General features: G+C 67.6%; 26 protein-coding genes and 1 riboswitch. Of the genes, 11 read left to right on the top strand and 15 right to left on the bottom strand.

Features of this window, described 5'->3' with window-relative positions; all coding sequences use genetic code 11:
* Positions 1–23: 23 nt before the first annotated feature.
* From fliQ to fliF, 12 genes are all read right to left on the bottom strand, one after another.
* Positions 24–293 carry a flagellar biosynthesis protein FliQ gene (fliQ, locus tag BFD71_RS13065; RefSeq protein ID WP_069264333.1) on the bottom strand — a complete coding sequence of 90 codons (270 nt, stop codon included), beginning with the start codon at positions 291–293 and terminating at the stop codon, positions 24–26.
* A gap of 10 nt (positions 294–303) precedes the next feature.
* Positions 304–1,047 carry a flagellar type III secretion system pore protein FliP gene (gene fliP / locus BFD71_RS13060; protein ID WP_246089067.1) on the bottom strand — a complete coding sequence of 248 codons (744 nt, stop codon included), beginning with the start codon at positions 1,045–1,047 and terminating at the stop codon, positions 304–306.
* Between the two features lie 102 nt (positions 1,048–1,149).
* Positions 1,150–1,779: a flagellar biosynthetic protein FliO gene (gene fliO / locus BFD71_RS13055; protein WP_176732876.1), complete on the bottom strand. Its 630-nt coding sequence runs from the start codon at positions 1,777–1,779 to the stop codon at positions 1,150–1,152.
* Entirely contained in the window at positions 1,776–2,234 is a 459-nt protein-coding gene (fliN, locus tag BFD71_RS13050) for a flagellar motor switch protein FliN (RefSeq protein WP_069264329.1), read from the bottom strand. The genes fliO and fliN overlap by 4 nt, the downstream gene beginning before the upstream one ends.
* Positions 2,227–3,225, bottom strand: a complete 999-nt coding sequence (gene fliM, locus BFD71_RS13045; protein ID WP_069264713.1) for a flagellar motor switch protein FliM — start codon at positions 3,223–3,225, stop codon at positions 2,227–2,229. The genes fliN and fliM overlap by 8 nt, the downstream gene beginning before the upstream one ends.
* 46 nt (positions 3,226–3,271) lie before the next feature.
* On the bottom strand, positions 3,272–3,775 hold the full coding sequence (gene fliL / locus BFD71_RS13040) for a flagellar basal body-associated protein FliL (protein ID WP_069264327.1): 504 nt from the start codon (positions 3,773–3,775) through the stop codon (positions 3,272–3,274).
* Between the two features lie 232 nt (positions 3,776–4,007).
* Positions 4,008–5,573, bottom strand: a complete 1,566-nt coding sequence (locus BFD71_RS13035; RefSeq protein WP_069264325.1) for a flagellar hook-length control protein FliK — start codon at positions 5,571–5,573, stop codon at positions 4,008–4,010.
* A 21-nt stretch (positions 5,574–5,594) separates the two neighbouring features.
* Positions 5,595–6,047: a flagellar export protein FliJ gene (gene fliJ / locus BFD71_RS13030; protein WP_069264319.1), complete on the bottom strand. Its 453-nt coding sequence runs from the start codon at positions 6,045–6,047 to the stop codon at positions 5,595–5,597.
* Positions 6,044–7,747, bottom strand: a complete 1,704-nt coding sequence (gene fliI, locus BFD71_RS13025; protein WP_069264317.1) for a flagellar protein export ATPase FliI — start codon at positions 7,745–7,747, stop codon at positions 6,044–6,046. The genes fliJ and fliI overlap by 4 nt, the downstream gene beginning before the upstream one ends.
* Positions 7,741–8,418: a flagellar assembly protein FliH gene (gene fliH, locus BFD71_RS13020; protein WP_069264316.1), complete on the bottom strand. Its 678-nt coding sequence runs from the start codon at positions 8,416–8,418 to the stop codon at positions 7,741–7,743. Before fliH ends, fliI begins: the two co-directional genes overlap by 7 nt.
* Positions 8,411–9,406 carry a flagellar motor switch protein FliG gene (gene fliG / locus BFD71_RS13015; RefSeq protein WP_069264314.1) on the bottom strand — a complete coding sequence of 332 codons (996 nt, stop codon included), beginning with the start codon at positions 9,404–9,406 and terminating at the stop codon, positions 8,411–8,413. The genes fliH and fliG overlap by 8 nt, the downstream gene beginning before the upstream one ends.
* Positions 9,396–11,204 (bottom strand): flagellar basal-body MS-ring/collar protein FliF, encoded by a 1,809-nt coding sequence (fliF, locus tag BFD71_RS13010; protein ID WP_069264310.1) that lies wholly within the window; start codon positions 11,202–11,204, stop codon positions 9,396–9,398. Before fliF ends, fliG begins: the two co-directional genes overlap by 11 nt.
* 306 nt (positions 11,205–11,510) lie before the next feature.
* On the opposite strand from fliF, the gene fliE reads away from it, so the two are divergent.
* The 5 genes from fliE (at position 11,511) to BFD71_RS12985 (ending at position 14,793) form a co-directional block, all read left to right on the top strand.
* On the top strand, positions 11,511–11,846 hold the full coding sequence (gene fliE / locus BFD71_RS13005) for a flagellar hook-basal body complex protein FliE (protein ID WP_069264308.1): 336 nt from the start codon (positions 11,511–11,513) through the stop codon (positions 11,844–11,846).
* A gap of 144 nt (positions 11,847–11,990) precedes the next feature.
* Complete coding sequence (fliS, locus tag BFD71_RS13000; protein WP_069264306.1) at positions 11,991–12,437, top strand: flagellar export chaperone FliS; 447 nt, start codon at positions 11,991–11,993, stop codon at positions 12,435–12,437.
* Positions 12,434–12,766, top strand: a complete 333-nt coding sequence (locus tag BFD71_RS12995; protein ID WP_069264304.1) for a flagellar protein FliT — start codon at positions 12,434–12,436, stop codon at positions 12,764–12,766. Before fliS ends, BFD71_RS12995 begins: the two co-directional genes overlap by 4 nt.
* An 84-nt stretch (positions 12,767–12,850) precedes the next feature.
* A complete protein-coding gene (gene fliK / locus BFD71_RS12990; RefSeq protein WP_069264302.1) occupies positions 12,851–14,389 on the top strand; it encodes a flagellar hook-length control protein FliK in 1,539 nt (512 codons plus the stop codon).
* Positions 14,389–14,793, top strand: a complete 405-nt coding sequence (locus BFD71_RS12985) for an EscU/YscU/HrcU family type III secretion system export apparatus switch protein (protein WP_069264300.1) — start codon at positions 14,389–14,391, stop codon at positions 14,791–14,793. Before fliK ends, BFD71_RS12985 begins: the two co-directional genes overlap by 1 nt.
* On the opposite strand, the gene BFD71_RS12980 is transcribed toward BFD71_RS12985, so the two are convergent.
* Together BFD71_RS12980 and BFD71_RS12975 are read right to left on the bottom strand one after the other, a co-directional pair.
* A complete protein-coding gene (locus tag BFD71_RS12980) occupies positions 14,771–16,222 on the bottom strand; it encodes a coniferyl aldehyde dehydrogenase (RefSeq protein WP_083245230.1) in 1,452 nt (483 codons plus the stop codon). The genes BFD71_RS12985 and BFD71_RS12980 overlap by 23 nt on opposite strands.
* An 83-nt stretch (positions 16,223–16,305) precedes the next feature.
* A complete protein-coding gene (locus BFD71_RS12975; RefSeq protein ID WP_069264298.1) occupies positions 16,306–18,027 on the bottom strand; it encodes an isovaleryl-CoA dehydrogenase in 1,722 nt (573 codons plus the stop codon).
* Positions 18,028–18,405: 378 nt separating this feature from the next.
* Between BFD71_RS12975 and BFD71_RS12970 the strand changes: the two genes are divergently transcribed.
* A complete protein-coding gene (locus BFD71_RS12970) occupies positions 18,406–20,034 on the top strand; it encodes a GMC family oxidoreductase (protein WP_069264296.1) in 1,629 nt (542 codons plus the stop codon).
* Positions 20,035–20,060: 26 nt separating this feature from the next.
* Here BFD71_RS12970 and BFD71_RS12965 read toward each other — a convergent pair whose 3' ends face one another.
* On the bottom strand, positions 20,061–21,008 hold the full coding sequence (locus BFD71_RS12965) for a LysR family transcriptional regulator (protein WP_069264295.1): 948 nt from the start codon (positions 21,006–21,008) through the stop codon (positions 20,061–20,063).
* 214 nt (positions 21,009–21,222) lie between these two features.
* On the opposite strand from BFD71_RS12965, the gene BFD71_RS12960 reads away from it, so the two are divergent.
* The 5 genes from BFD71_RS12960 to metF all read left to right on the top strand — a co-directional run bounded on the left by BFD71_RS12960 (position 21,223) and on the right by metF (position 25,454).
* Positions 21,223–21,651, top strand: a complete 429-nt coding sequence (locus BFD71_RS12960) for a CidA/LrgA family protein (RefSeq protein ID WP_069264709.1) — start codon at positions 21,223–21,225, stop codon at positions 21,649–21,651.
* 38 nt (positions 21,652–21,689) lie between these two features.
* Positions 21,690–22,412: an LrgB family protein gene (locus BFD71_RS12955; RefSeq protein WP_069264294.1), complete on the top strand. Its 723-nt coding sequence runs from the start codon at positions 21,690–21,692 to the stop codon at positions 22,410–22,412.
* Between the two features lie 84 nt (positions 22,413–22,496).
* A riboswitch (S-adenosyl-L-homocysteine riboswitch) is annotated at positions 22,497–22,604 on the top strand.
* A gap of 33 nt (positions 22,605–22,637) precedes the next feature.
* On the top strand, positions 22,638–24,056 hold the full coding sequence (gene ahcY / locus BFD71_RS12950; protein ID WP_069264292.1) for an adenosylhomocysteinase: 1,419 nt from the start codon (positions 22,638–22,640) through the stop codon (positions 24,054–24,056).
* Positions 24,057–24,218: 162 nt separating this feature from the next.
* Complete coding sequence (locus tag BFD71_RS12945; RefSeq protein WP_028203399.1) at positions 24,219–24,572, top strand: phage holin family protein; 354 nt, start codon at positions 24,219–24,221, stop codon at positions 24,570–24,572.
* Positions 24,573–24,623: 51 nt separating this feature from the next.
* Positions 24,624–25,454 carry a methylenetetrahydrofolate reductase [NAD(P)H] gene (gene metF, locus BFD71_RS12940; RefSeq protein WP_069264291.1) on the top strand — a complete coding sequence of 277 codons (831 nt, stop codon included), beginning with the start codon at positions 24,624–24,626 and terminating at the stop codon, positions 25,452–25,454.
* Positions 25,455–25,631: the final 177 nt, after the last annotated feature.

Here is a 25,631-nt window from a genome sequence, read left to right as displayed (position 1 = left end):
CAGAGGGGCGGCCGGGGCTGCGCTTAGCCCGCGAGCTGCGGAATGCTCGTGAAGATGCGGTGCATGTAGTCGAGCATCGTCGTGAGCATCCACGGGCCGGCGATCACGAGCGTGACCGCGATGGCGACCAGCTTCGGGATGAATGCGAGCGTGGATTCGTTGATCTGCGTGGCCGCCTGGAAAAGGCTCACCACCAGGCCCACCACGAGCGCGACGAGCAGGAGCGGCGCAGCAAGCAGGAGCGCCACATACATCGCCTCGTGAGAGAGCGTCATGACCATTTCGGGCGTCATGTCTGTGTCCTCAGGTAAAGCTCTGCGCGAGCGAGCCGATCAGCAGTTGCCAGCCGTCCACCAGCACGAACAGCATCAGTTTGAACGGCAGCGAAATCGTCGCGGGCGACACCATCATCATACCCATCGACATCAGCACGCTCGCCACCACCAGGTCGATGATGAGAAACGGGATGAAGATCGTGAAGCCGATCTGGAAGCCCGTCTTCAGCTCGCTCGTGACGAACGAGGGCACGAGCAGCGTGAGCGGCACGTCCTCGGGTCCCTGCATGGGCGCCGCGTGCGAGATGCGCGCGAAGAGCGCGAGGTCGGACTCGCGGGTCTGGCGCAGCATGAAGGTCTTGAAGGGCGCGACACCCCGCGCCACGGCGTCGTCCATCGAAATCGTGCCGGCCGAGAACGGCTTGTAGCCGTCGTTGTAGGCCTTGTCGAGCACCGGCGACATCACGAACAGCGTGAGAAAGAGCGCCAGGCCCACGAGCACCTGGTTGGGCGGCGTGGTCGTCGTGCCGAGCGCCTGGCGCAGCAGCGAGAGCACGATGATGATGCGCGTGAAGCTCGTCATCATCAGCACCATCGCCGGCAGGAACGACAGCATCGTGAGCAGCAGCATCGTCTGCACGCTCAGCGAGTACGTCGTTCCGCCGTTGGGGCCGGGGCTCGTGTTGAAGGCGGGGAGGCCTTGCGGGCCGCCCGCGCTCTGCGCGTGCGCCAGGTGCGGCAGCGCGAGGGCGAAGGCGCCCGCGCCGAGCATCAGCGCGAACGGAAGCGCCGTTCTGGCGATCTTCGCGAGGGTAGCCGCGCGCGCGCGGACATCGCCGCCTGCGCCCGGCGCATGAAGGGAACTGCCGTGCATTTACTGCGCTCCGCCGTCGTGACGCATGAAACGCGCGTTGATGCGTTTGTTCGCCTCGCTTTTCAGCGCGTCACGAAAGCGCTGTGCGAAGGTGCCCGAGAGGGCGGGGGCGTTGGGGGCAGCCGCGGCGACGCCTGCGGGAACCTCGCCCGCGGGCAGCGTGTGGAGCAGGCGCACGTTGCCGGGCGCGGCGCCCAGCACGAGCCAGGTATCGCCGATCTCGACGACGGCCACGCGCTCCTTGCCGCCGAGCGATGCGCCGCCCACGGTCTTCACGAGCGCGTTCTTCGGGCCGCCCTGGAGGCCGAGACGCCGCGCGAGCCAGGCGCAGCCGAATACCACGGCAATCACGAGCGCCAGACCCAGCACCGTCTGCACCACCGCGCCGAACCCGAGCGCGGGGACCGCGCTGCCGGCGATCACGGCGGAGGCGCCCGAAGCAGCCGATGCCGCGCGCGTGGCTTCGTTGAGCGCCTGAAGGTCGGCGGCTCGCGCGCTCATGACCGCGAAGACGGCGGCGCCGGCGAGCGAAAGGTGTACAGCGAGGCGCCACGAGAATCGCAGCACGCGCGCGCCGCGGGACTTCTGCGTGCGTCGCGCGTTGGCGCCGGGAACAGCCTGGGGTTTCATCGGTTCAGCTTCCGGATCCGCTCGGACGGCGTGATGATGTCGGTGAGACGAATGCCGAACTTGTCGTTCACGACCACCACTTCGCCCTGGGCGATGAGGCAGCCGTTCACGAGCACGTCCATCGGCTCGCCGGCCATGCCGTCGAGTTCCACGACCGAGCCCTGCGCGAGTTGTAGCAGGTTGCGGATGGCGATCTTGGTGCGGCCCAGCTCCACGGTCATCTGGACGGGAATGTCCAGAATCATGTCGATGTCGTTGGCCGTTCTGGTCGAATCGACCTTCGAAAGCGGCTGGAACACGGCCGCCGGTTGCGCGGCGGGCGCTTCGTTGCTGTTCTGCTCGGCAAGCGCGCTCGCCCAGTCGTCCATCGAGTCGCTGCCCGCTTCCGGCGCCGCAGCCTCGAAACCCGGGTCGAGCACCGGCTCGTCTGCGCTCGTGCCGTTGATGTCACTCATATCCACCTTCCTTCATCGTGTCGGCTGCGCTGATCATCTTCTGGACCCGCAACGCGTATTGACCATTGAAAATTCCGTAGCCGCACTCCATCACGGGCACGCCGTCCACCTTGGCGGTGATGTGCTCTGCGATGTTCATGGGCAGCACGTCGCCCTTCTTCATGTTCAGGATCTGCTCGAACGTCACGGGCACCTGCGCGAGGTCGGCCGTGAGCTCGACTTCGGCGGCCTGCACCTGCTTCGAGAGCACGCGCACCCAGCGGCGATCCACGTCGAGCACTTCGCCTTGCAGCGGCGAGGCGAGCACGTCGCGGATCGGCTCGATCATCGAGTAGGGCATGCAGATGTGCAGCGTGCCGCCCGTCGGCCCGAATTCGATCGAGAACTGCGTGACGATCACGATCTCGTTGGGCGTGGCAACGTTTGCGAACTGCGTATGCATTTCAGAACGCACGTATTCGAACTGAAGCGGCCGCACGCTTTTCCACGCGGTCGTGTAGTGGTCGAACACGAGATTGAGCAGCTTGCCGATGATGCGCTGTTCGGTCTGCGTGAAGTCGCGGCCTTCCACTCGCGTGTGAAAACGGCCGTCGCCGCCGAACAGGTTGTCCACGACGAAGAACACGAGGTTCGGGTCGAACACGAACAGCGACGTGCCGCGCAGCGGCTTCACGTGCACGAGGTTCAGGTTCGTCGGGATCGGCAGGTTGCGGGTGAACTCGCTGTACTTCTGCACGCGCACCGGACCGACCGAGATTTCGGCGGTGCGGCGCATGAAATTGAAGATGCCGACGCGCAACAGGCGCGCAAAGCGCTCGTTGATGATTTCGAGGCCTGGCATCCGGCCGCGAACGATACGTTCCTGCGTCGCGATGTTGTAGGGCCGTACGCCCTGCTTCTCCGAGCCGCTCGAATCGGAATCGACTTCGCCGGTGACGCCTTTGAGGAGGGCATCGACCTCCTCCTGGGACATGAACTCGTCGTGACCCATCGTCATGATGACTGGCCCTCCATCGCGGGAATCATGTCAGTCACGCTCACTGGACGACGAATTCGGTGAACAGCACGTCGTCGACGTGCATCGGCTTCTCGTTCGCGCCGGCAGGCTGCGAGATCAGCACGGCGAGTTCCGTGGCGAGCGCACGCTTGCCGTCGAGCGGTGCGAGGTCGGACGGATGCTTGTTCGAGAGCGCGAGCAACAAGCGGCTGCGGATCTCGGGCATGCGCGCGACGAGCGCGTCCTGGGTGGCCTGGTTGTCGAGCTTGAGCGTGAGGCCGATGCGCAGGTAGTGCGACTCGCCGTCGTCGGCCTGCAGATTGACGGTCATCGGCTCGAGCGCGTAGTACACGGGCATTGCCGGCGGCGCGGCGGTCGGCGTGACCGGTGCGCTCGCCGTGTGGCGCGACATGAAGAACCACGTCGCGCCGCCCGCCGCGGCGGCGGCGAGGATCGCAATGAGCGCGATGACGATAATGCGCTTCATCGGTCCGGGTTTCGCGCCCTGGGGCGCGGCTTGCTGGGATGCGGTGGTGGTCGCCATGTCGAAAGTCAGCCTGGATGCTTGCAAGGGTCCGGGGCACCGACCTGGTGGTCAGTCCGGGCATGCTGCATTGTTCCGGCTTTTGCCTTTCAGCGATGGGAGGAATAGACGGGGGAATTCCGGCTATCTCGTGGTTTTGTTGCGCGCCGCGGCAAGCCGGGCGCGCAAGGACGAGAGGTCAGGGCGCGCAGCCGCTGGGCGCGGCTGCGTAAGGCAGGGTGTCAGAAAGGTGTCAGGCGAAGGTGTCGATCAGGCCGACGGAGCGCTGCGTGACGCTCGCGGCGCTGCTCGTATCGTCCACGGCATCCGTTGCGGCGAGCGTGCTGCCCGAGCCCGAACCGGAACGGCCGGAGCGGCCCGAACCGCTGCCGTCCTGCTGCGCCTGCTGGTTCATCTGGCGCGAGAACCCGTCGCTCACGCTCGCGCTGCCAAGGCCGATGCCGTTTTGCTCCATCGCCTCGCGCAGCTTCGGCAGGGCCGCCTCGACAGCTTCGCGCACCTGCTGGTGCTGGGAGACGAAGAGGGCGTGCGCGTGGGTGTCCGAGACCTGCAGCACGACCTGGAGCGGTCCGAGATCCTTCGGATTGAGCGTGAGTTCCGCCGACTGCTGGTGTGCGTTCGAGAGGAACACGACCTTCTGGCTGAGCGCGTCTTCCCAGTCGTTCGTGCCGACCTGCGGCGCGATCGACGCGGAGGCGGCCGCCGCCGCCGGATTCGCGCTTGCGCTGGCCGCCTGGGCGGCCTGGGCCTGCGCGGCCGTCGCGGCGGCGACCGCCGCGGCCTGGGTCGCGGCGAGCGCGTCGGTCGTCGCGGTGCTCGCCGTGGCGTCGGTCTGCGTGGCGGCGCCTGCCTGCTGCTGTGCCGCTGCCGTGAGCGCGTCGGTGGCGGCCTTCGCGGCGTCGGTCGCGGCCGTCGTGGCGCCCTTGGCCGCGTCGGCGCTCGCGCCGCTGCTTGCGGCCGTGCTGAACGCCTTGCTCTGGGCGGTCGCGCTCAAATGCGAGGCGAAGCTGCTGACGATGTTCGAACCCGAGCCCGTGCTGGCCGTGGTTGCGCCATTCGCAGCCGACCCGGCCGTGCTCACCGCATGCGTGGCGAGCGTAGCCGCGCCGCCGCGCAGTTGCGCGAGCGCGGCTTGCAGGGCGTCGTGCACCGACGTCGAGGCGCTGCTCGCGGCGCTGCCCGTGGCCGTGCCGTCGCCTGCCGCGCCGGCAACTGCTGTGGCTGCCGTGGCGGCCGCTGCTGCCGCCGCGGAGGCGACGCCGGCGAGCGTGCTGTCGCTGCTCGCCTGGCTGCCGTCGGCGTTCGCGTCGGTGCTCGTGCTGTCCTGGGTCTGCTGGCCCTGCTGCGCTTGCTGCGTTTGCTGCGCCTGCTGGGCTTGAGCCGCGGCGGCCTGCGCGCCTGCGTCAGTGGCCTGCTTTTGCTGGGCGCGCGCGGCGGCGGCGCGGCGATCGGCGCTCGAGGTGCCCTGCGAGGCCTGGCTCGAGTTCGAGCTGGACGTCTGCGATGCACCGCTGTTGCTGTTGGTGCTGCTTTGCGAGGCGCTGCTGCTCGACGTGTTCGAATTGGACTGCGCCGACGCATTCGACTGCGCGCTTTGCGCCGCCTGGGCGTTCTGGTTCGCCTGCGCGCTTTGCGCGTTCATCTGCTGCTGCAGCGTCTGCGCGAAACCCTGGCTGGCGGCATCGGCCTGGCTAACGGAGTTCGCTGCCGTGTTCGACACGGCGTTCGAGGTGGAATTGCCCGTCACGGCGTCCGTGGCGGCGCCGAACAGCGAAGAAAGGGAAGAGAGGAGCGACATACTGGCGGCCTCGAAAACGTGTTACGGATGTTGCGACGTTCGCATGCGCAGCACGCGGGCGGCGTGCTCGTCGGCGTCGCGCTGTTCGCGGCGGGCGTCCTTGCGGGCCTGCACATCGTCATGGCGGGTTTGCAGCACCTCGTACGAGCCGAGCTTTTGCTTGCTGCGCTGCCACTCGGGCTTGGCGGCCTCCACGCGCGCGGTGGCCTGCTCGAGCAGGCGCCGCTGCTGTTCGATCGCCGCGTCGAGCGTGTCGATGAACGCCTGGAAGTTGCGCACGTTGCCTGCAGCCATGCCGCTGCGCGCCGATTCGGTGAAACGCGTGTGGTACTCGTCACGGTAGGTGATGAGCGCCTGGAGCTGCTTTTCGACCTCGACGCGCTCGCGCTGCACGCGCCCGAGCTTCTGCGTGGCGGCGTCGACGTCGTCTTGCGCGAGGCCGATCAAGGTTTGCAGCGCGGTTTGTTTCGTCATGTCCTGGCTCCAATCAGCTGGCCGAGCATCTCGACGCTCTGATCATAGTTCGCGGTTTCGCGAAAACCCTGCTGAAGAAAGGCCTCGATGCGCGGATACAGCGCGATCGCGCGGTCGAGCACGGCGTCGCGCCCGCTCACGTACGCACCCACGTTGATGAGGTCGCGGTTGCGCTGGTAGCGCGAAAGCATCTGTTTGAGCGCGCGCGTCTGGTTCAGATGCTGGTCGTCGATCAGCGCGGTCATCGCGCGGCTGATCGAGGCCTCGATGTCGATGGCCGGATAATGCCCCGCTTCGGCGAGCGCACGGGAGAGCACGATATGGCCGTCGAGAATCGCGCGCGCCGAGTCGGCGATCGGGTCCTGCTGATCGTCGCCTTCGGTGAGCACGGTGTAGAACGCCGTGATCGAGCCGCCGCCCTCGGGGCCGTTGCCGGTGCGCTCGACGAGCGCCGGCAGCTTGGCGAACACCGAAGGCGGATAGCCCTTGGTCGCGGGCGGCTCGCCGATGGCGAGCGCGATCTCGCGCTGCGCCATCGCGTAACGCGTGAGCGAGTCCATGAGCAGTAGCACGTGCTTGCCCTGGTCGCGAAAATATTCGGCCAGCGACGTGGTGTACGCGGCGGCCTGCAAGCGCAGGAGCGGCGAAACGTCGGCCGGCGCGGCCACGACGACCGAGCGCGCAAGGCCGTCCTCGCCCAGGATCTGCTCGATGAATTCCTTCACTTCGCGGCCCCGCTCGCCAATCAGGCCGATCACGATGACTTCCGCGCTGGTTGCGCGCGCCATCGTGCCGAGCAGCACCGATTTACCGACGCCCGAGCCCGCGAAGAGGCCCATGCGCTGGCCGCGCCCGACCGTGAGCAGCGAGTTGATCGCGCGCACGCCCACGTCGAGCACCTTGTGGATCGGCTCGCGGTTCAGCGGATTGATGACGGGCGAGGTGAGCGGCGCGTCGGCCTCGGTGTTCAAGGGGCCCAGGCCGTCGAGCGGGCGGCCCGAGGCATCGACCACGCGGCCGAGCATGCCCCAGCCCACCGGCAGGCGTTTCGCACCGGCCTTCGGGTCGGCGATCGGCGCGGTTTCCAGCGGCCAGACGCGCGCGCCGGGCAACAGGCCCGCGACTTCGGTCGTCGGCATCAGAAAGAGTTTGTCGCCGCCGAAGCCGACCACTTCCGCTTCGGCCATCGGCAGCGAGCTGCCCGGCGGCAGCTCGATCATCACCTCGGCGCCCACGGAGAGGCGCAACCCCACGGCTTCGAGCACGAGGCCCGCCGCGCGCGTGAGGCGCCCGCAGCCGCGCAGCGGCAGGGCGAGCGCATTGCGCTCGCGCACGCCGCGCAGTTGCGCGTTCCACGAGGTCAGGAACGGGTTGGCCGGGTCGTAGTTCGCCGGCGGTACGTAGGGTGCGCTCGGGGTTTCGGCCGCCACGACCGGCGCGCCGTGATCCGTCATGCCTGGCGGCGCATCGGCGGCGTCCGCGGCGAGCGCGGCGTCGATCGCATCGATGGCGCCTTGCTCGCGTGCCTCGCGTTTGGCTGGAATGCCCGGAATGTCGAGGTCGCCCACGAGCAACGCGCCAAGCTGTGCCGGGTCGCTCGCGAGCGGGCCGAACGAGGCGAGCGCGAGTTCCTGCTCGAGCGGCGTGAGACCGCCCGTGTGGATGGTCTGATGGCTCGGCGGTTGCGGGTGGTTCACCATGGCCGTGCCTTGCCGAGCGCGGCCGTGACGCGCTCCCAGCGCGTGCGGATGCTGGCGTCGGTTTCGCCCGTCGCGGCCTGCGCGCGGCAGCCGCCGCGCTCGATGGTCGGGTCGGTGCGCACGCTCCAGCCGCGCGTCTGAAGGTCGTCCAGCAGATAAGCCTCGACGATCGGCAGATCGGCGGGGCTCACCACGAGCTGCGGGGAACCGGCGAGCTGCGGCTCGGCCACGAGCACTTCGCGCGCGACCGCGACGAGCGCCGTCGGGTCGTGCTGGACGTGCTGGCGCACGACCTGCTGCGCGATGTCGAGCGCGAGTTCCACGAGCGTCTCGGCCACGCCGGCCTGCGCCGTTTCGAGCGCGTCGCTAAAACGGCTGGCGAGCGCCGCGAGCTGTGCCGCCTGCGCGCGCGCCTCGGCCTGGCCCTGCTCGAAGCCCTGCTGGCGGCCCTGTTCGTGCCCGGCCTGATAGCCGAGCGCCTGGCCCGCCACGTGGCCGGAGCGCAACCCTTCCTGGTGGGCCGCGTCGCGCAGCGCATGGAGCTGGGCCTCGAACGCCGCGGTTTCGTCGGGCGTGGGCGGCGGCGGCGGGGGAGGCGGCGGGTCGAACGAGGCCATCTCCCAGCGCTGGTACGCCGAGCGATGGCTGTTCGCGGAGCTCGTGTCAGACATAAGCGTCTTCTGCCTTGCCGCCTAGAACGATCTGGCCGCTCTCGGCGAGGTTGCGCACGATCTGCAGGATGCGGCGCTGCTGTGCCTCGACTTCCGACACGCGCACCGGACCGCGCGCGTCGAGGTCTTCGGCGAGCAGTTCGGCCGCACGCTGCGACATGTTCGAGAGGAACTTGGTGCGCAGCGCGGGCGGCGCACCCTTGAGCGAAATGATGAGCGACTCCGACTCGACTTCCTTGAGCAGCAGCTGGATCGCGCGGTCCTCGAGGTCGAGCAGGTTCTCGAACACGAACATCTGATCGATGATCTTCTGTGCGAGTTCCGCGTCGTACTGGCGGACGTTCTCGATCACCCCTTCTTCGTGCTGGCTCGTCATGAAGTTGAGGATTTCGGCCGCCGTGCGGATGCCGCCCATCGGGCTGCGCTTGAGGTTGTCGCTGCCCGAGAGGAGGTTCGTGAGCACGTCGTCGAGCTCGCGCAGCGCCTGCGGCTGGATGCCGTCGAGCGTCGCGATACGCAGCAGCACGTCGTTGCGCAGGCGCTCGGTGAAGCACGAAGCGATTTCCGATGCCTGGTCGCGGTCGAGGTGCACGAGGATCGTCGCGATGATCTGCGGGTGCTCGTTCTTGATGAGTTCGGCAACCGACCCCGAGTCCATCCACTTGAGGCCTTCGATGCCGCTCGTGTCGCCGCCTTGCAGAATGCGGTCGATGATCGCGCCGGCCTTGTCCTCGCCCAGCGCCTTGTTGAGCACGTTGCGGATGTAGTCGTTCGAGTCGAGCGAGAAGGCGGTGTGCTGCTCGGCTTCCTTGACGAATTCCTGCAGCACGACTTCGATCTCTTCGCGCTTGACGTTCCTGAGCGCCGCCATGGCGGCGCCGATTTTCTGCACTTCGCGCGGACCGAGGAACTTGAAGACCTCGGAGGCCTCTTGCTCGCCGATCGACATGAGCAGCAGCGCGCTCTTGGTTGCGCCTTCAGCGTTCATCGTTCACCCAGCTTTTCACGACGGTTGCGACGATCTTCGGATCCTGGCGCGCGATGTTGCGCGCGTATTCCAGGTTGCGTTCGAACTTGTTCTTCTCGTTTTCGAAGGCGAGCAGGGCGGCTTCGCTTTCCGCGCTGTCTTCGCCTTCCGCGCCGGTGCCGCCGATGCGCACCGCTTCGGGGAGACCGTCGAGCATCAGCGGCTCGCCGTCGCCCATGCCGGGCAGCGCGGGCGCAACCGGCTCGGGCGGCGGGAACGCGCGGCGCAGCGCCGGCTTCACCATCACGAAATAGAGGAAGAGAGCCACCGCGCCAATGCCGAGCCACGTCGCGATCTGCTTGGCAAGGGCGAGGATGTCCGGTTGACGCCACCACGGCAGGTTCGCGTTCGGGTCCACTTCGGTCTGGAACGCGGCGTTCACCACGTTCACCGAGTCGCCGCGCTTGGCGTCGTAGCCCATGGCGTCCTTCACGAGCTGCTCGACCTGCGCGAGCTTCTGCGCGTCGAGCGGCTGCATGGTGGCGTGGCCCTTGGCGTCCATCTTCGGCTGATAGTTCACGATCACGGCGACCGACAGGCGCTTCACGTCGCCCGGCGCTTGTTGATAGTGGCGCACGGTCTTGTCGAGCTCGTAGTTCGTGGTGGTGTCGCGATGATCGGAGACCGGCACCGGAGCCGACGCGCCGTTGGCACCCGCCGGCGCGCTGATGGGCGCCGAAGCCGGCTGCGGCGGCTGATTCGTGAGCGCGCCGGGCACGCCGCCCGCGCCGCTTTGCTGCATTTCCGTCGAAATGTTCTGCTGCTGGCTGCGGATGGCGGCGGCCTGCGGATTGGCGTTCGGACCGTAGGCTTCGGAGGTCTGCTCGAGCTTCGAGAAGTCGAGATCGGCGCTCACCTGCGAGCGTGCGTTGCCGGCGCCGAACAGGGGCGCGAGGATCGCATCGATGCGCGCCTGGGTGTCGTGCTCGACCTGGCGCACGTACTTGAGCTGCGAGGCATCGAGGCCTACGCCCGTGGCGCTCTGCGTGAGCAGGTTGCCGTCCTGGTCGACCACCGTCACGTTGCGCACCGGCAGGTCCGGCACGGCCGAAGCCACCATGTGCGTGATCGCGGCGACCTGGCCGTCGTCGAGGATGCGGCCCGGATACAGGTTCACGAGCACCGAGGCGGAGGGCGCTTCGCGCTCGCGCACGAACACCGAGGGCTTCGGAATGGCCAGATGCACGCGCGCCGACTTCACGCTCGCGATCGACTGAATCGTTTGTTCGAGCTCGCCTTCGAGCGCGCGCTGGTAGTTCACCTGCTCGGCGAACTGGCTGATGCCGAACTTCTGGTTGTCCATCAGCTCGAAGCCGACCGAACCGTTCTTCGGCAGGCCCTGGGAGGCGAGGCGCAGGCGCATTTCGTTGACCTGCTCGGCGGGCACGAGGATGGCGCCGCCGGCGTCCGAGAACTTGTAGGGAACGTTTGCGGCCTGGAGCGCAGTAATGATGGCGCCGCCGTCGCGGTCCGACAGGTTGCTGTACAGCACCTTGTAGTCGGGCGCGCGCGACCACAGCACGAGACCCGCGACCACGGCCACGAGCACCGCCACGGCAAAAATGAGCGGCGCGCGCGGGTTGCCGCGCACGTTGCGCAACGACGAGAGCGAGCCGAGGCGTTGCGCGAAACCGCCGCCGAGGTCATCCGCGCCGCCCAGGCCTGCGCCCGCGCCAGCGCCGGGCGCGGCGCCCGCGCCAGAGGTGGCGAGGCCCATGCGGGCGTCGGGGTTGATCAAAGAATTGGCAGTCGAATCCATGCGACGGGTATCTCCGGAGGCTTCCAGGTCTCGCCTTGCATGGCGGAGACTTTCACGAGACGCATTATCCGGGGCCACTGGCAAGCCGATTGCGCGAATAGAGCCGGGTTTTCCCCCTAGTTTCGGGGCTGCCGAAACGGACCCGCTGCTATGCTCTCCTCCAGATTCGGCATCTGTCGGTGCGCCGTCTCGGCCGGGCCCGCAGGATCGCTGTGCAATCGCTGAAGATTGCGGCGCAATCGCTGAAACTCCGGCATTGGGGCTCGTCCCCGGAATACCCTGCCGTCCCCTTTTCGTGGAGCAAACATGACCGTGCCAGTATCCCCGCTCACGTCCGCCTTGGCGCAAATGCAGTCGATGGCGACCCAGGCGGCCGGCGGCCCCACCGCAGCCGACGAAAAATCGGGCGCGGCCACGGCCGGCGGGTTCGCGGCGGCGCTCAAGTCGTCGCTCGACCAGATCAGCGACGCCCAGCAGAAGGCCGTTGGCGAGTCGCAGGCGTTCGAACTGGGCGCGAACAACGTGTCGCTCAACGACGTGATGGTCGACATGCAGAAAGCCAACATCGGCTTCCAGTTCGGCTTGCAGGTGCGCAACAAGCTCGTGGCCGCCTACACCGACATCATGCAGATTCAGGTGTGACGGTGCCCGAAGCCTTTGCCCGCTCAACGCGCTAAAGCTTCTCCCCCTACGTTCCGATAACCCGGCTAGAAGAGTCCGTCGCTCGTGCTTGCACAGCGCGTCGGACGACCGCATTCAAGCCAAACGTATCAAGGAGAAGCGCCGATGTTTTCCCCTGCCCAATCTGGAGCTAACGCCTATGCACGCGTGGGCGTCGAAACGGGGGTCATGGGTGCGAGCCCGCACAAGCTGATCGTTCTCCTGTACCAGGGAGCGCGCCAGGCCATTGCGCAGGCACGTATGCATTTGCAGGCCGGCAACGTCGGGCCGCGTTGCGAGGCGATCGCCAAGGCGATCCGGATTATCGAGAGCGGACTTCAGCTCGCGTTGAACGTCGAGGCGGGCGGCGAGATCGCTCAACGCCTGAATGCGCTGTACAGCTATATGACGAAGCGCCTGCTGGAAGCCAATATTAAACAGAGCGAGACCATGCTGGTCGAGGTCGATCGACTGCTGGCTACGCTCGAAGAAGCCTGGTTGGGGATAGCGCCGGAAGTGGCGAGGATGGCCGAACAGGCATCCGCGTCAGCGTCCGGCTCATTGATGAGATGAGTTCAAAAGCAGACTACTTCGCCCGCTACGAAGCGATAGCGGCCGTGTCGGAGCAGATGCTCCATGCGGCGCGCGATGCGCACTGGAACGATCTGATCGGCTTGCAGGAGGAGTACCGGATCCTCGTCGATGCCTTGAAGGACGCCGAAGCCGCGGTTCGGCTCACGGTTACCGAACGGGCTCGCAAGTACGAGCTGATCCGCCAGATCCTCGCCGACGACGCCGCCATTCGCGATCTCGCAAGCCCTTGCATGGCACGGCTTTCGGCGCTCTTTTACGGCACCGTGCAGCCCGCGCGGGTCTTGCAGGAAATCTACGGCGCCCGCTAGCGCGGCGCGTGGCGCCTCGCGAGGCAACGGCGCGCAACGCCCCATGAACCGGCAGGTCAGCGCCGTGCGCAGATCCGGAACACCATGAACGGAATCGACACCGGAGCCGCCGCGCTCCTCGCGAGCCGCATTGCGGCGCTCACGCCGGTCGGGCCGCAGAGCGCCTCCGGCGCGGCGCAGACGGGCGTCTCCGCGCTCGCAACGGGCACTGCCGCACTCGCCGACACCGCGACCAACACCAGCAGTACGCAGGACTCGACCGAGACCGTCCTTTCGGCGGTTGCGCTGGCGCTCGACGCCATCATCCGCTCGGGCGGCGAAGCGACGCCCGCCGTAGTGGGCCGCGCGCCGCTCTGGGCCAGCCCCGCTGCCGACGCGGCGCCCGGCGGCGCGGCCACGTTGCCGCTGCCGGGTCTTGCCGGCGAGCAGGCGCAGGCGGCACAAGCGGCGCTGCTCGCGGACGTGGCGCTCGCGGCCCAGGGTCCGGCCGGCGAAGCGCTGGCCGCGGCGGCCGACGCCGGGACCGATGCTTCCGCGCAGACGGCGTCCTCGCAAAACCCGCAGGCCGGACAAACCACCCAAACCGCTCAAAGCGCGCAAACCGCCGCCGCACAGGCCGGCCCGGTCGCCGCGCTCGCGGCGTCGCTCGCGCAGACGGTCAGCTCGAGCGGACTCTTCTACGAAGCCCACCTCGCGCAATGGTTGCGCGGCCAGCTCTCGCCCGCCGACCTTGCCGACGAGCCGCAAAACCGTCTGCTCGGCGCGCACTCGCAACTGCCGCTCGACTGGAGCCCGGCCGACGACGAGATCGACGACGTGCAATGGACCGAGACGTTCGCCGACGCGCCGGGCGCCGCGCGCGGCGAAACGGGCAATGCCCAGAACGCGGCAAACGCGCTCAATGCCGCACTGGCGCGGGCCTTTCCCGGGCTGGCCGATCTGCACGGCGACGCGGCCGCGAACCAGGCCCAGGCGCGCGCGACGCTCGCCGACACCCTGTTGCCCGCGATGCATGAGGCCGCCGCGCAGGGCGCCGGGCCGACGGTCCATCCGGCCGTGATTCCGCTCGTGCGCCAGCAACTCGATCTGCTTGCCACCGGTGAGTTTCGCTGGAACGGCGAGGCCTGGCCGGGCGTGCGGGTGGACTGGAGCATCCAGCAGGACGACTACGATGCCCGCGACCCGCACTCGGGCGCAGGCGGTGTGGATGCCGACGACATCCCATGGCGCACGCGGCTCACGCTTGCGCTGCCGAAGCTCGGCACCGTCGACGCGGAACTGACGCTCACAGGCTCGACGCTCGCCGTGCGCGTGCAGGCGAATGCGGGCGGCGCCGCGCGCCTGACCGCAGAAAGCGAATCGCTGCGCGGTCGGCTCGAAGCGCTCGGGCTCACGCTCGCGGGGCTCTCGATCCGCGAGATCGGCAGCGGCCCCGCGGCAAGTCCCGCCGAGGCGGCCAGGGCAGCGAGCGCTGCGAGCGCCTACGCCGCACAAACCACTTCCGCCGCATCCACCACGCAGACCGCGCAGGCTGGCGCCGCGGCGGAGGCGTCCGCCGCGCGACCGGGCGCCGACGCGACCGACCAGCGGCACCACCGCCTCGACCACGACTGGGAGTTGTGATGAGCCGCACGCACCGCAAGAGCGCCGCCGCGCTCGCCTACGACGCCCCTGAAGGCGACGGCGCGCCACGCGTGGTCGCGAAGGGCTACGGCCTCGTCGCGGAGATGATCGTGCAACGCGCGAAGGAAGCGGGCCTCTACGTGCACGAAGCGCCGGAGATGGTCTCGCTGCTCATGCGCGTGGACCTCGACGCCAAGATCCCGCCGCAGCTCTATCAGGCGGTGGCCGAACTGCTGGCGTGGCTGCACCGCCTCGAAACGGAAAACGACGCGAAGGTCAAAGCCGCCGCGCAAACGCAAGCCGCCGGAGCGACAGCCGGCGGCGCCCCACGCGATATCAGCGACATCCGCAGGATCGCCGGCACCCGCCCCGCGCTGCCCTTCAACTCCTCAACATCAACTTGATCAGCCAGGCGACGCGCTTGCCGTAGGGCGGCGCGATGAGCCCGCGCGCATTCAGCCGCGCCTGGGTGAAGACCGGCTTCATCTTCGAGAACGTGACGAAGCCCTCGTAGCCGTGATACGCGCCCATGCCGCTCGGGCCGACGCCGCCGAACGGCAGCCCCTCGGCGGCGATATGCATGAGCGTCTCGTTCACCGACATCCCGCCCGCCACCGTTTCGTGCGTCACGCGCTCGACCGTGCGCGGGTCGTCGGCATAGAGATAGAGCGAGAGCGGGCGAGGGCGCGCATTCACGTAGCGCAACGCTTCGTCGAGCGTGTCGTAGGGCACGAGCGGCAAGAGCGGCCCGAAGATTTCCTCCTGCATGAGCGCCGTCTGCGCGCCGGCGTTCGTCACGATGACGGGCGCGAAGCGCCGCGTGGCCGCGTCGTGCGTGCCGAGCGCGTGCAGTTGCGCGCCGCGCGCCTGAGCTTCGTCGGCGAGGCGTTGCAGGCGCTCGAAGTGGCGCGCCGAGATGATCGACGTGTAGTCGCGGTTGTTCGCGAAGTCCGGATAGAGCTGCGCGAAGCGCGTGCGCGCGCGAGCGATGAACGCCTCCTCCTGGCCGCGCGGCAGCAGCACGTAGTCGGGCGCGATGCAGGTTTGCCCCGCGTTCAGCGTCTTGCCGAGCAGCAGGCTGTCCACGGCGTAGTTCAAGCGCGCGTCTTCACCGATGATTACGGGCGACTTGCCGCCCAGTTCGAGCGTGACCGGCGTGAGGTTCGCGGCAGCTGCGCGCATGACCTCGTGCCCCACGCGCGTCGAGCCGGTGAAGAGCAAATGGTCGAACGGCAGCGCACTGAAGGCGGCGCCGACCGACGCGTCGCCGTTTACGACCGCCACGTGGTCGCGCGCGAAGGTCTTGCCGATCAGCTCCGCGAACAGCGCGGACGTGCGCGGCGTCAACTCCGACATCTTGATCATGGCGCGGTTGCCCGCCGCGAGCGCACACACGAGCGGGCTCGCGGCCAACTGCAGCGGATAGTTCCACGGCACCACGATCCCCGCCACGCCAAGCGGCTGCGGCACCAGCTTCGCGCGTCCGGGCAGCAGCCATTTGCCGACCGGTCTGCGGCGCGGCTTCATCCAGCGCGCGCCGTGCCTGAGCGCCGCGTCGATCTCCTGCTTGAGGACGACGAATTCCGCGAGCGCGACCTCCGCCTTCGAACGCTGGCCGAAGTCGGCGTTCATCGCCTCGGCGAGCGCGTCGCGGTTCGAGAACAGCACGTCGCGCAGCGCCCTGAGATGGCGCGCGCGTGCGTCCCACGACGGGAACGGGTCGCGCAGGAAGGCTTCGCGCTGCGCGGCGAGCAGCGTGTCGAGCGCGGCGCGCGGGTCGTCGGGGGCGTCGTGTGCGTTGATCGCGAAGTCTTCGGGCAGGTCCTGCTTCATGGTCGGTCCTCTTGGGTTCGCCCACGCTTTGGCGCGCGGGCGAACGGAAAAATCGGTTCGTGCTATCGGTTCGTGCTGAGTGGTCACACCGGGCGCGACGGAAACGCCCGCTCGATGATCGCGGCGTGATCGAAGCGCGCGGGCAGCGTGCCGAATACGCGGTCGCAGTCGGCGTCGTGTTCGTCGAGGCGCGTGGCGATGAACGCTTCGGCGATCTCCGGCGGACCGTCGCGCAGCAGCATGGCCTGCGCGATCAGCACGATCTGCTGCGCGATGCGCCGCGCGCTCGCCTCGCGCGTGCCCGGCGCGCCATTGAGCAGCACCGAGAGGCGGTCGAGCGCGGCGTTCAGAACCGGGTGAGTCTGCGCGTCGCGCCGCCACGCGAGAAAGAGCGCCTGGGCGGCGTCGGCCTCGCGCTCCAGCGCGCGCAGCACGTCGAGGCACATCACGTTGCCCGAGCCTTCCCAGATCGAGTTGACGGGCGCTTCGCGATAGAAGCGCGCCATCGGCCCTTCCTCGACGTAACCGTTGCCGCCCCAGACTTCCATGGCCTCGCCCGTGAACGCGAGCGCGCGCTTGCAGACCCAGAACTTCGCCGCCGGCGTGACGATGCGCCGCCAGGCGCGTGCTTCGAGCAACGTGTCGTCGGTATCGCCGGGTTTCGCTTCGGCGCTGTCTTCGAAGGCGCGCGCAAGCCGCATGAAGAGCGCCGTCGCCGCTTCCGATTCGAGCGCGAGATCGGCGAGCACGTTTTGCATGAGCGGCTGCTCGGCGAGCACGCGGCCGAACGCGCTGCGGTGGCGCGCGTGGTGGATCGCCTGCACGAGCGCCGCGCGCATGAGCGCCGCGCTGCCGATCACGCAGTCGAGCCGCGTGTAGTTCGCCATCTCGATGATGGTCGGCACGCCGCGGCCTTCGTCGCCGATCATCACGCCGTACGCATCGAAGAATTCCACTTCGCTGCTCGCGTTCGAGCGGTTGCCGAGCTTGTTCTTCAGGCGCTGCACATTGACCGCGTTTTTCGTGCCGTCCGGCCGGTAGCGCGGCACGAAGAAGCAGGAAAGTCCGTCGTGCTCCGTGGTGCGCGCGAGCACGAGATGCGCGTCGCACTGCGGCGCCGAGAAAAACCACTTGTGGCCGGTGAGCAGATACGCCGCGCCGCGGCCGGCTTCGATGCCCGCGGGGCGCGCCTCGGTGCGGTTGCTGCGCACGTCCGAGCCGCCTTGCTTCTCGGTCATGCCCATGCCGATCATCATCGAACGCTTCTGCGCGAGCGGCAGGTCGCGCGCGTCGTGCTCGCGCGTGTAGAGCGGCGCGCGCAGCGTTTCGAACAGCGCCGGTTCGCGCTGCAGCACGGCGATGCTCGCGAACGTCATGGTCAGCGGGCACAACGACCCCGATTCGAGCTGCGCGTGCAGGAAGTAGCCTGCGCAGCGCGCGGCCATCGCGCCAGGCTGCGGGTCCGAATAGGGCAGCGCGTGCAAGCCCTGCTCGCGCAGCAGCGTGAGCAGCTCATGCCAGGCGGGGTGGAATTCGATCGCGTCGATACGCTCGCCGCGCGGGCTATGCGTGTGCAGTTCGGGCTCATGGCGATTGGCGAGATCCGCGAGCGCGAGCGTTTGCGCCTTGCCGAGGGTCTCGCCATGGCGCGCTAGCGTTTCGCGGTGCCAGTTCGCGCCAGCGCGCGCGAGGGCCTCGCCGAGCGCTGCGTCGGTGGTGAAGAGGTTGTAGTCGGCGAGCGGCGGCGCCTGGTTCGTCACTTCGTGGGTCGTGCCGGGGCGATGCGTGACTTCCGTCGGGTTCATCTGCCTGTCTCCGATGCAAGGCTGCTGCGTGCGGCGTGCTTCACGCGCGGCCGTTCGTGTTGTATTCGCTCTCGTGACGGGGGAGGCGTGCGCAGCGGCCGCTCCATGGGAAGCGTCCGTGAGGTGAGTGATTCTTGTGCGCTCCAGCGCTCCCTTTGCCGCTTGCTGGAATCTCGCGGGTTTCAGCTCTGGCGGCTGAACCGCCTTCCATCATAGGCGTCGATCCGCTGTCAGGTTTAGAGGAGATGCTCTGACATAAAAGCTGACCTCCGAATCAGACGCTTCCTACAATGCGCCATTGAAGCCGAAAACGAACGAGCGTGCAATTAGCGCGCCGGGGCCTCGCAAGAGGCAGGCATGGGGCAGGAGACGGAGACGATGCAATACGACTACATCATCGTAGGCGGCGGCTCGGGTGGCGCGTCGCTGGCGGGCCGGCTGGCCGACCGTTGCCCGCAGGCGAGCATCGCGCTCGTCGAAGCCGGGCCGCATACGGCGCGCAACCCGTTCGTCAACATGCCGCTCGGCGTCGCCGCGCTCGTCCCGTTTCGCACGAAAAACAACTACGCCTATGAAACCGTGCCGCAGCCGGGACTCGCCGGACGGCGCGGTTACCAGCCACGCGGCCGCGGCTTCGGCGGGTCGAGCGCCATCAACGCGATGATCTACACGCGCGGCCATCCGCTCGATTACGACGAATGGGCGCAGCTCGGCTGCACGGGCTGGGCGTGGCGCGATGTGCTGCCGTACTTTCTGCGCGCCGAGGACAACGAGCGCGGCGCGAGCGCCTGGCATGGCGCGGGCGGCCCGTTGGGCGTCGCCGACCTGCGCGAGCGCAATCCGGTGGCCGCGCGCTTCGTCGAGGCCGCGCGCGAGGCGGGCTTTCGTATGAACGACGACTTCAACGGCGAGGAACAGGAGGGCGTCGGCTTCTATCAGGTGACGCAGCGCGGCGGCGAACGCTGCACGGTGGCGCGCGCGTATCTGTATGGGCGCGAGCGGCCGAACCTGCATCTGATCGCCGATGCGACGGTCCTGCGCGTGCGCTTCGACGGCGCGCGCGCGAGCGGCGTGGAGCTTGCGCGCGGCGGTGCGATCGAGACCCTGCGGGCGCGTGCCGAGGTGATCCTCGCGGCGGGCGCGTTCAACTCGCCGCAGTTGCTGATGTGCTCGGGCATCGGCCCCGCCGACGAACTGCGCGCGCTCGGCATTGCGGTGCGCCACGACGCGCCCGAAGTCGGCCGCAACCTGATCGACCATATCGATTTCACCTTCAACAAGCGCGTGCGTTCGAGCGACACCGTGGGCTACTCGCTGCGCGGCGCGGCGCGCATGACGGCGGGCTTCGTGCGCTATCTGCAGGGGCGGCGCGGCATGCTCACGACCAACGTGGCGGAGGCGGGCGGCTTTCTGAAGAGCCGCCCGGAACTCGACCGGCCCGACCTGCAGCTGCACTTCTGCACGGCACTCGTCGACGATCACAGCCGCCGCCTGCATTGGGGCCACGGCTATTCGCTGCACGTGTGCGTGCTGCGCCCGGCGAGCCGCGGCACGGTCACGCTCGCGAGCGCCGACGCGCGCGTGGCGCCCACGATCGACCCGCGCTTTCTCTGCGATCCGCGCGACCTCGACGCGCTCGTGCAGGGCGCACGGCTCGCGCGGCGCATACTCGACGCGCCCGCGCTCGCGCAGCTGGGCGGCCGCGAACTCTACACGCATGGCGAGCAGAGCGACGCGCACTTGCGCGAGACGATCGCCCGCCATGCCGACACGATCTATCACCCCGTCGCGACCTGCCGCATGGGCGGCGACGCGCGTTCCGTCGTCGATCTGCAGTTGCGCGTGCGCGGCGTGACGGGGCTGCGCATCGCCGATGCTTCGGTCATGCCGACACTCATCGGCGGCAACACGAATGCGCCTTGCGTGATGATCGGCGAGCGGGCGGCCGACTTCATCGCACAAACGAGATGCGAACGCGATACGGCGCTTCAGCACGTCGACGCCTGAGGGTTCGCCCTCGCTCGTCGCAGGTTTCAGCCAGGCTTGCCCGGCTGCTTTTCCATCCCCGGCGGGTGCACGAAGTCGTCGAGAAACGTGAAGGGCTTGCCGTATTCCGAGCGCGCGACGTCGAGCCACGCGCGCGCCGCGTGCGAGAGATAGCCGCTGCGTTTCCAGCCGATCGCCATGTCCCAGGTGATCTGCGGCTCGCTCACGGGCAGGCAGGTGAAGCGCTCGGCGTCGAGCCGGCGCACGTACGGCGCGGGCAGCAGCGCAATGCCCACGCCCGCGAGCACGAGTGCGGCCATCAGGTCCCAGTGGCCGCTACGTCCCACCACCTGCGGCACGAAGCCGGCCGTGCGGCACGCGTTCAGCACGACGTCGTTGAGCGCGAGGCTTTCGCCGTAGAACACGAACGGCTCGCCGGCCAGCTCCGCGAGCGGCACGGCGAGCTTGTTGTCCCAGCGCGAGCCGCGCCGCGCGACGAGCCACAGCACCTCGTGCGAGATCGGCAGGACGTCGATCAGTGCGGGATCGACGGGCAGCAGCACGCCGCCCAGTTCCAGCTCGCCTGAGATCAGCGCGGCTTCGATGGCACGCGACCCCTGCTCGAAAAGCTTCAGCTCGATCTTCGGATAGCGCTGGCGAAACGTGGCGATGGCGGGCGTGAAGAGCGAGCCGCCCATCGGCGGGATACCGATGGTGAGTTCGCCGCGCCCGAGGGTGCCGAGATCGGCGAGTTCGGCCTGGAGCTGCGCCTGCGCAGCGAGCACGTCCTGGCCGCGCTGGTAGACGATGCGTCCGGCGTCGGTGAGCACCATCTGGCGCGCGTCGCGCAGCAGGAGCTGGGTGCCGGTCTCGTCTTCGAGCGCCTTCACCATCTTGCTGATGGTCGGCTGGGTGACATGCAGTTTTTCGGCCGCGGCGGTGAAGCTCTGTTGCCGCACCACCTCGATGAAATAGCGAAGCGCGCGCAGTTCCACGATCGGGACTCCACAAATGTGCAGAAAACACGCTCAGCCGGGTGCTGAGTTGGTGCATTCCAATATGGAATGTAGCAGATGATCTTAAGTCATTATGTTTATGCTGCGCTGCACCCTATACTGACTTCCATTCCAGTGTCACTTAGGGTTTGCCATGACTACCTCCAACGCGACCGCGAAAGTCTCCGAAAACGCCGAGCGTAAAGCGGGCGGCATGTCGAGCTTCGGGCGCCGTATCGGCCGCATTACCGTGCAATCGGCGCTGCTCGCAGGCGTCTGGTACGCCGCCGACGCCCTCACGCGCTTCACGCACCTGCCGGTGCCGGGTGGCGTGGTGGGCCTCGTGCTGCTGCTCGCACTGCTCTTTTGCGGCGGCGTCACGCCGCGCTGGGTCAAGGCGGGCGCCGACTGGCTGCTTTCCGACATGCTGCTGTTCTTCATTCCGGCTGCCGTCGCAGCCGTGAAGTACGGCGGCCTCTTTCGCGCCGATGGCTGGCGACTCGCGCTCGTCGTGGTCGGCGGCACGCTGATGGTGATGGTGGCCGTGGCGTTTGCGGTCGAACAGGCCGCGAAGCTCGAGCGGCGCCTCGCGCTGCGCCGCGTGCGCGATTCGCGGCACTCGCGCCATCTGGCGCGGGCTTGAGGCTGCAACGTCCTGAATAGAGTGAGGATGATTCCGTCATGAACACGTTTTATTCGTCCCTGTTCGCCGACGACGCGGCGCGGCTCATCGCCGCCGGCTGCTTCATCCTCACCGTTGCGCTCTATTTCGCCTCGAAGGCGCTCTATGCGCGCTTTCGCTCGCCCTGGCTCACGCCGCTCGTTGCGGTGCCCGCCGTGCTCGGCGTGTTCGTGCTGGTGCTCCATATTCCGTACCCCGTGTACTTCCAGGACACGCGCTGGCTCATGTGGCTGCTCGGGCCGGCCACCGTGGCCTTCGCGGTGCCGATCTACGAGTACCGCGACCTGCTCAGGCGCCACTGGATCTCGCTCACCGTGGGTGTGACGGTCGGCATCGTCGTGGCAGTGGGCGGTTCGCTCGCGCTGGCCAAGCTCCTGCACCTGTCGCCCGATCTGCAGCGCAGCCTGATGACGCGCTCGATCTCCACGCCGTTCGCGCTCGCGGTGTCGGACAAGATCCACGCGCCGCGTGACCTCACCGCGCTCTTTGTGATCGCCACGGGCGTGTGCGGCATGCTGTTCGGCGAACTGGTGCTGGGCCTCGTGCCGCTGCGCACGCGCCTCGCGCGCGGCGCGCTCTTCGGCGCGGCGGCGCACGGCGTGGGCACGGCGAAGGCGCGCGAGCTGGGCAGCGAAGAAGGCGTGGTGGCGAGCCTCACGATGATGATCGCGGGCGTGGTGATGGTGCTGCTCGCGCCGGCGCTCAGTTTCTTGCCGGTTTAAAGTCCTGCGGGCGCGTTCGCGCCCGCTTTTATCGGCAATGCGCACGCGCGCGGACGCCATCCCGATTTGCTACAATCTCGGCTCGCTTTCGAGGAGCGTTGCGACGGGTTTTCTGTAACCCGCCAGGCTCGAAAGTGCTTCAATCCGGTTGAATCCACTGAATCAACCGCACTGAAACGGCGCTCACGTCTTTAATTTCTAGTCACTTTTAGAAAGGAGGGCGTGATGAACGCCGCAGTTCCGCAAGATCAAGCCAAAGATTTCATCGTCGCCGATATGTCGCTTGCCGCCTGGGGCCGCAAGGAACTCAATATCGCCGAGACCGAAATGCCGGGCCTCGTGCAAACCCGCGAAGAGTACAAGGCACAGCAGCCGCTCAAGGGCGCGCGCATCGCCGGTTCGCTGCACATGACGATCCAGACGGGCGTGCTGATCGAGACGCTCACCGCGCTCGGCGCCGACGTCCGCTGGGCCTCGTGCAACATCTTCTCGACGCAGGACCACGCCGCCGCCGCGATCGCGCAGGGCGGCGTGCCGGTGTTCGCATTCAAGGGCGAATCGCTCGACGAATACTGGGAGTTCTCGCACCGCATCTTCGAATGGCCGAACGGCGAGTTCGCCAACATGATCCTCGACGACGGCGGCGACGCCACGCTGCTGCTGATCCTCGGCTCGAAGGCTGAAAAGGACCGCTCGGTCATCGCCAAGCCGACGAACGAAGAGGAAGTTGCGCTCTACAAGTCGATCGCCGCGCACCTCGACGTCGATCCGCAGTGGTACTCGAAGCGCCTTTCGCACATCCAGGGCGTGACCGAAGAAACCACGACCGGCGTGCACCGCCTGTACCAGATGGAGAAGGAAGGCCGTCTGCCGTTCCCGGCCATCAACGTCAACGACTCGGTCACGAAGTCGAAGTTCGACAACCTCTACGGCTGCCGCGAGTCGCTCGTGGACGGCATCAAGCGCGCGACCGACGTGATGATCGCGGGCAAGATCGCGGTCGTGGCCGGTTACGGCGACGTGGGCAAGGGCTGCGCGCAGTCGCTGCGCGGTCTCGGCGCCACGGTGTGGGTCACGGAAATCGATCCGATCTGCGCGCTGCAGGCCGCGATGGAAGGCTACCGCGTCGTGACGATGGAATACGCCGCCGACAAGGCCGACATCTTCGTGACGGCCACGGGCAACTACCACGTGCTGAACCACGATCACCTGAAGGCGATGCGCCACAACGCGATCGTCTGCAACATCGGCCACTTCGACTCGGAAATCGATGTCGCGTCGACGCGCCAGTACCAGTGGGAAAACATCAAGCCGCAGGTCGACCACATCATTTTCCCGGACGGCAAGCGCGTGATCCTGCTGGCCGAAGGCCGCCTCGTGAACCTCGGTTGCGCCACGGGCCACCCGTCGTTCGTGATGTCGAACTCGTTCACGAACCAGACGCTCGCGCAGATCGAACTGTTTACGCAAGGCAAGAAGTACGAGAACAAGGTGTACGTGCTGCCGAAGCACCTCGACGAAAAGGTTGCACGCCTGCACCTCGCGCGCATCGGCGCGAACCTGACCGTGCTGTCGGACGACCAGGCTTCGTACATCGGCGTCGACAAGAACGGTCCGTTCAAGCCGAACCACTATCGCTATTAAGCCGATACAACGCGATACAAAGCGGGCTGCTGTTTTAAGCCCGCTTTAAGCGGTCAGGCGGATGCTGACCCCAATCCCTGCGCGCGCAACGCGTGGGGACTGCGGGCGGCATCCGCCGCCGGCACCTGGCGATACAAAAGCAACGACGCAAAAGGAGTCCTTATGACCGTGCTGCTGACCTGGCTGATCAACGCGCTCGCGCTCCTGATCATCACCTGGCTCGTTCCGTCGATCCATATTCGCAGTTTCGGCACCGCGCTCATCGTCGCGATCGTGCTCGGACTCATCAACGCCGTGCTGCGCCCGCTGCTGATCGTGCTCACGCTGCCCGTGACCATCCTCACGCTCGGCCTCTTCATCCTCGTGGTGAACGCGCTGTGCTTCTGGCTGGCGGCGTCGCTCCTCAAGGGCTTCGAGGTGTCGGGCTTCTGGTCGGCATTTTTCGGCTCGATCCTGTACAGCATCGTGTCGTGGCTGCTGTCGGCGCTGATTTTCGGCAACCGCAGCCTCGGCTGACGCGGGCCGGGCCGCCCACGTTCGCGGCCCGGCCTCACTGGCCTCATCAACATGAAACCGATCGAACTCTCATTCGAATTCTTCCCGCCGAAGACGCCGGACGGCCTGGAAAAGCTGCGCGCTACGCGGGCGGAACTTGCCACGCTCAAGCCGAAGTTTTTCTCGGTGACGTTCGGCGCGGGCGGCTCGACGCAACAGGGCACGCTCGACACCGTCGTCGACATCGCGAAGGCTGGCATCGAGGCGGCGCCGCATCTCTCGTGCATCGGCTCCTCGAAAGAGAGCCTGCGCGCGATTCTCGGCGAGTACCGCTCGCACGGCATCCGCCACATCGTGGCGCTGCGCGGCGACTTGCCCTCGGGCATGGGCGCGGTGGGCGAATTGCGCTACGCGTCGGAACTCGTCGCGTTCATCCGCGAGGAGACCGGCGACGCGTTCCACATCGAAGTGGCCGCGTATCCCGAGTACCACCCGCAGGCGCGTTCGCCGCGTCACGACCTCGAAGCGTTCGCGCAAAAGGTGAAAGCGGGCGCCAATTCGGCGATCACGCAGTACTTCTTCAACGCGGACGCGTATTTCCGCTTCGTCGACGACGCGAAGAAACTGGGCGTGGATATTCCCATCGTGCCCGGCATCATGCCGATCACGAACTACTCGCAGCTCATGCGCTTTTCGGAGATGTGCGGCGCCGAAGTGCCGCGCTGGGTCGCCAAGCGTCTGGAAAGCTTCGGCGACGATCGCGAGTCGATCCGCGCATTCGGGCTCGACGTGGTGACCGACCTGTGCCGCCGTCTCGTCGAGGCAGGCGTGCCGGGCATCCACTTCTACACGCTCAACGCGGCGCCGGCCACCAAGGCCATTTGCGAGCGGCTGGGCTTCTAGGGCCCGCACGCTCGACCCGCCAAACGGCAACAAACCGCGCGGTTCCCGGACTCCCGGGCCGCGCGGTTTTTTATTGAGATGCGATTGCGCGATTTGCATCAGCAAGGCTGCGCGCCCCGGCTGCGCGCGTCATTTCGGCGCGCTATGTTCCTGATCGGCAAGAGAAAAAGAAGGGTG

Origin of the sequence: Paraburkholderia nodosa (genome assembly GCF_001718195.1) — a bacterium.
Classification (GTDB): Bacteria; Pseudomonadota; Gammaproteobacteria; order Burkholderiales; family Burkholderiaceae; genus Paraburkholderia; species Paraburkholderia nodosa_A.
This window is presented reverse-complemented; position numbering and strand designations above follow the sequence as displayed.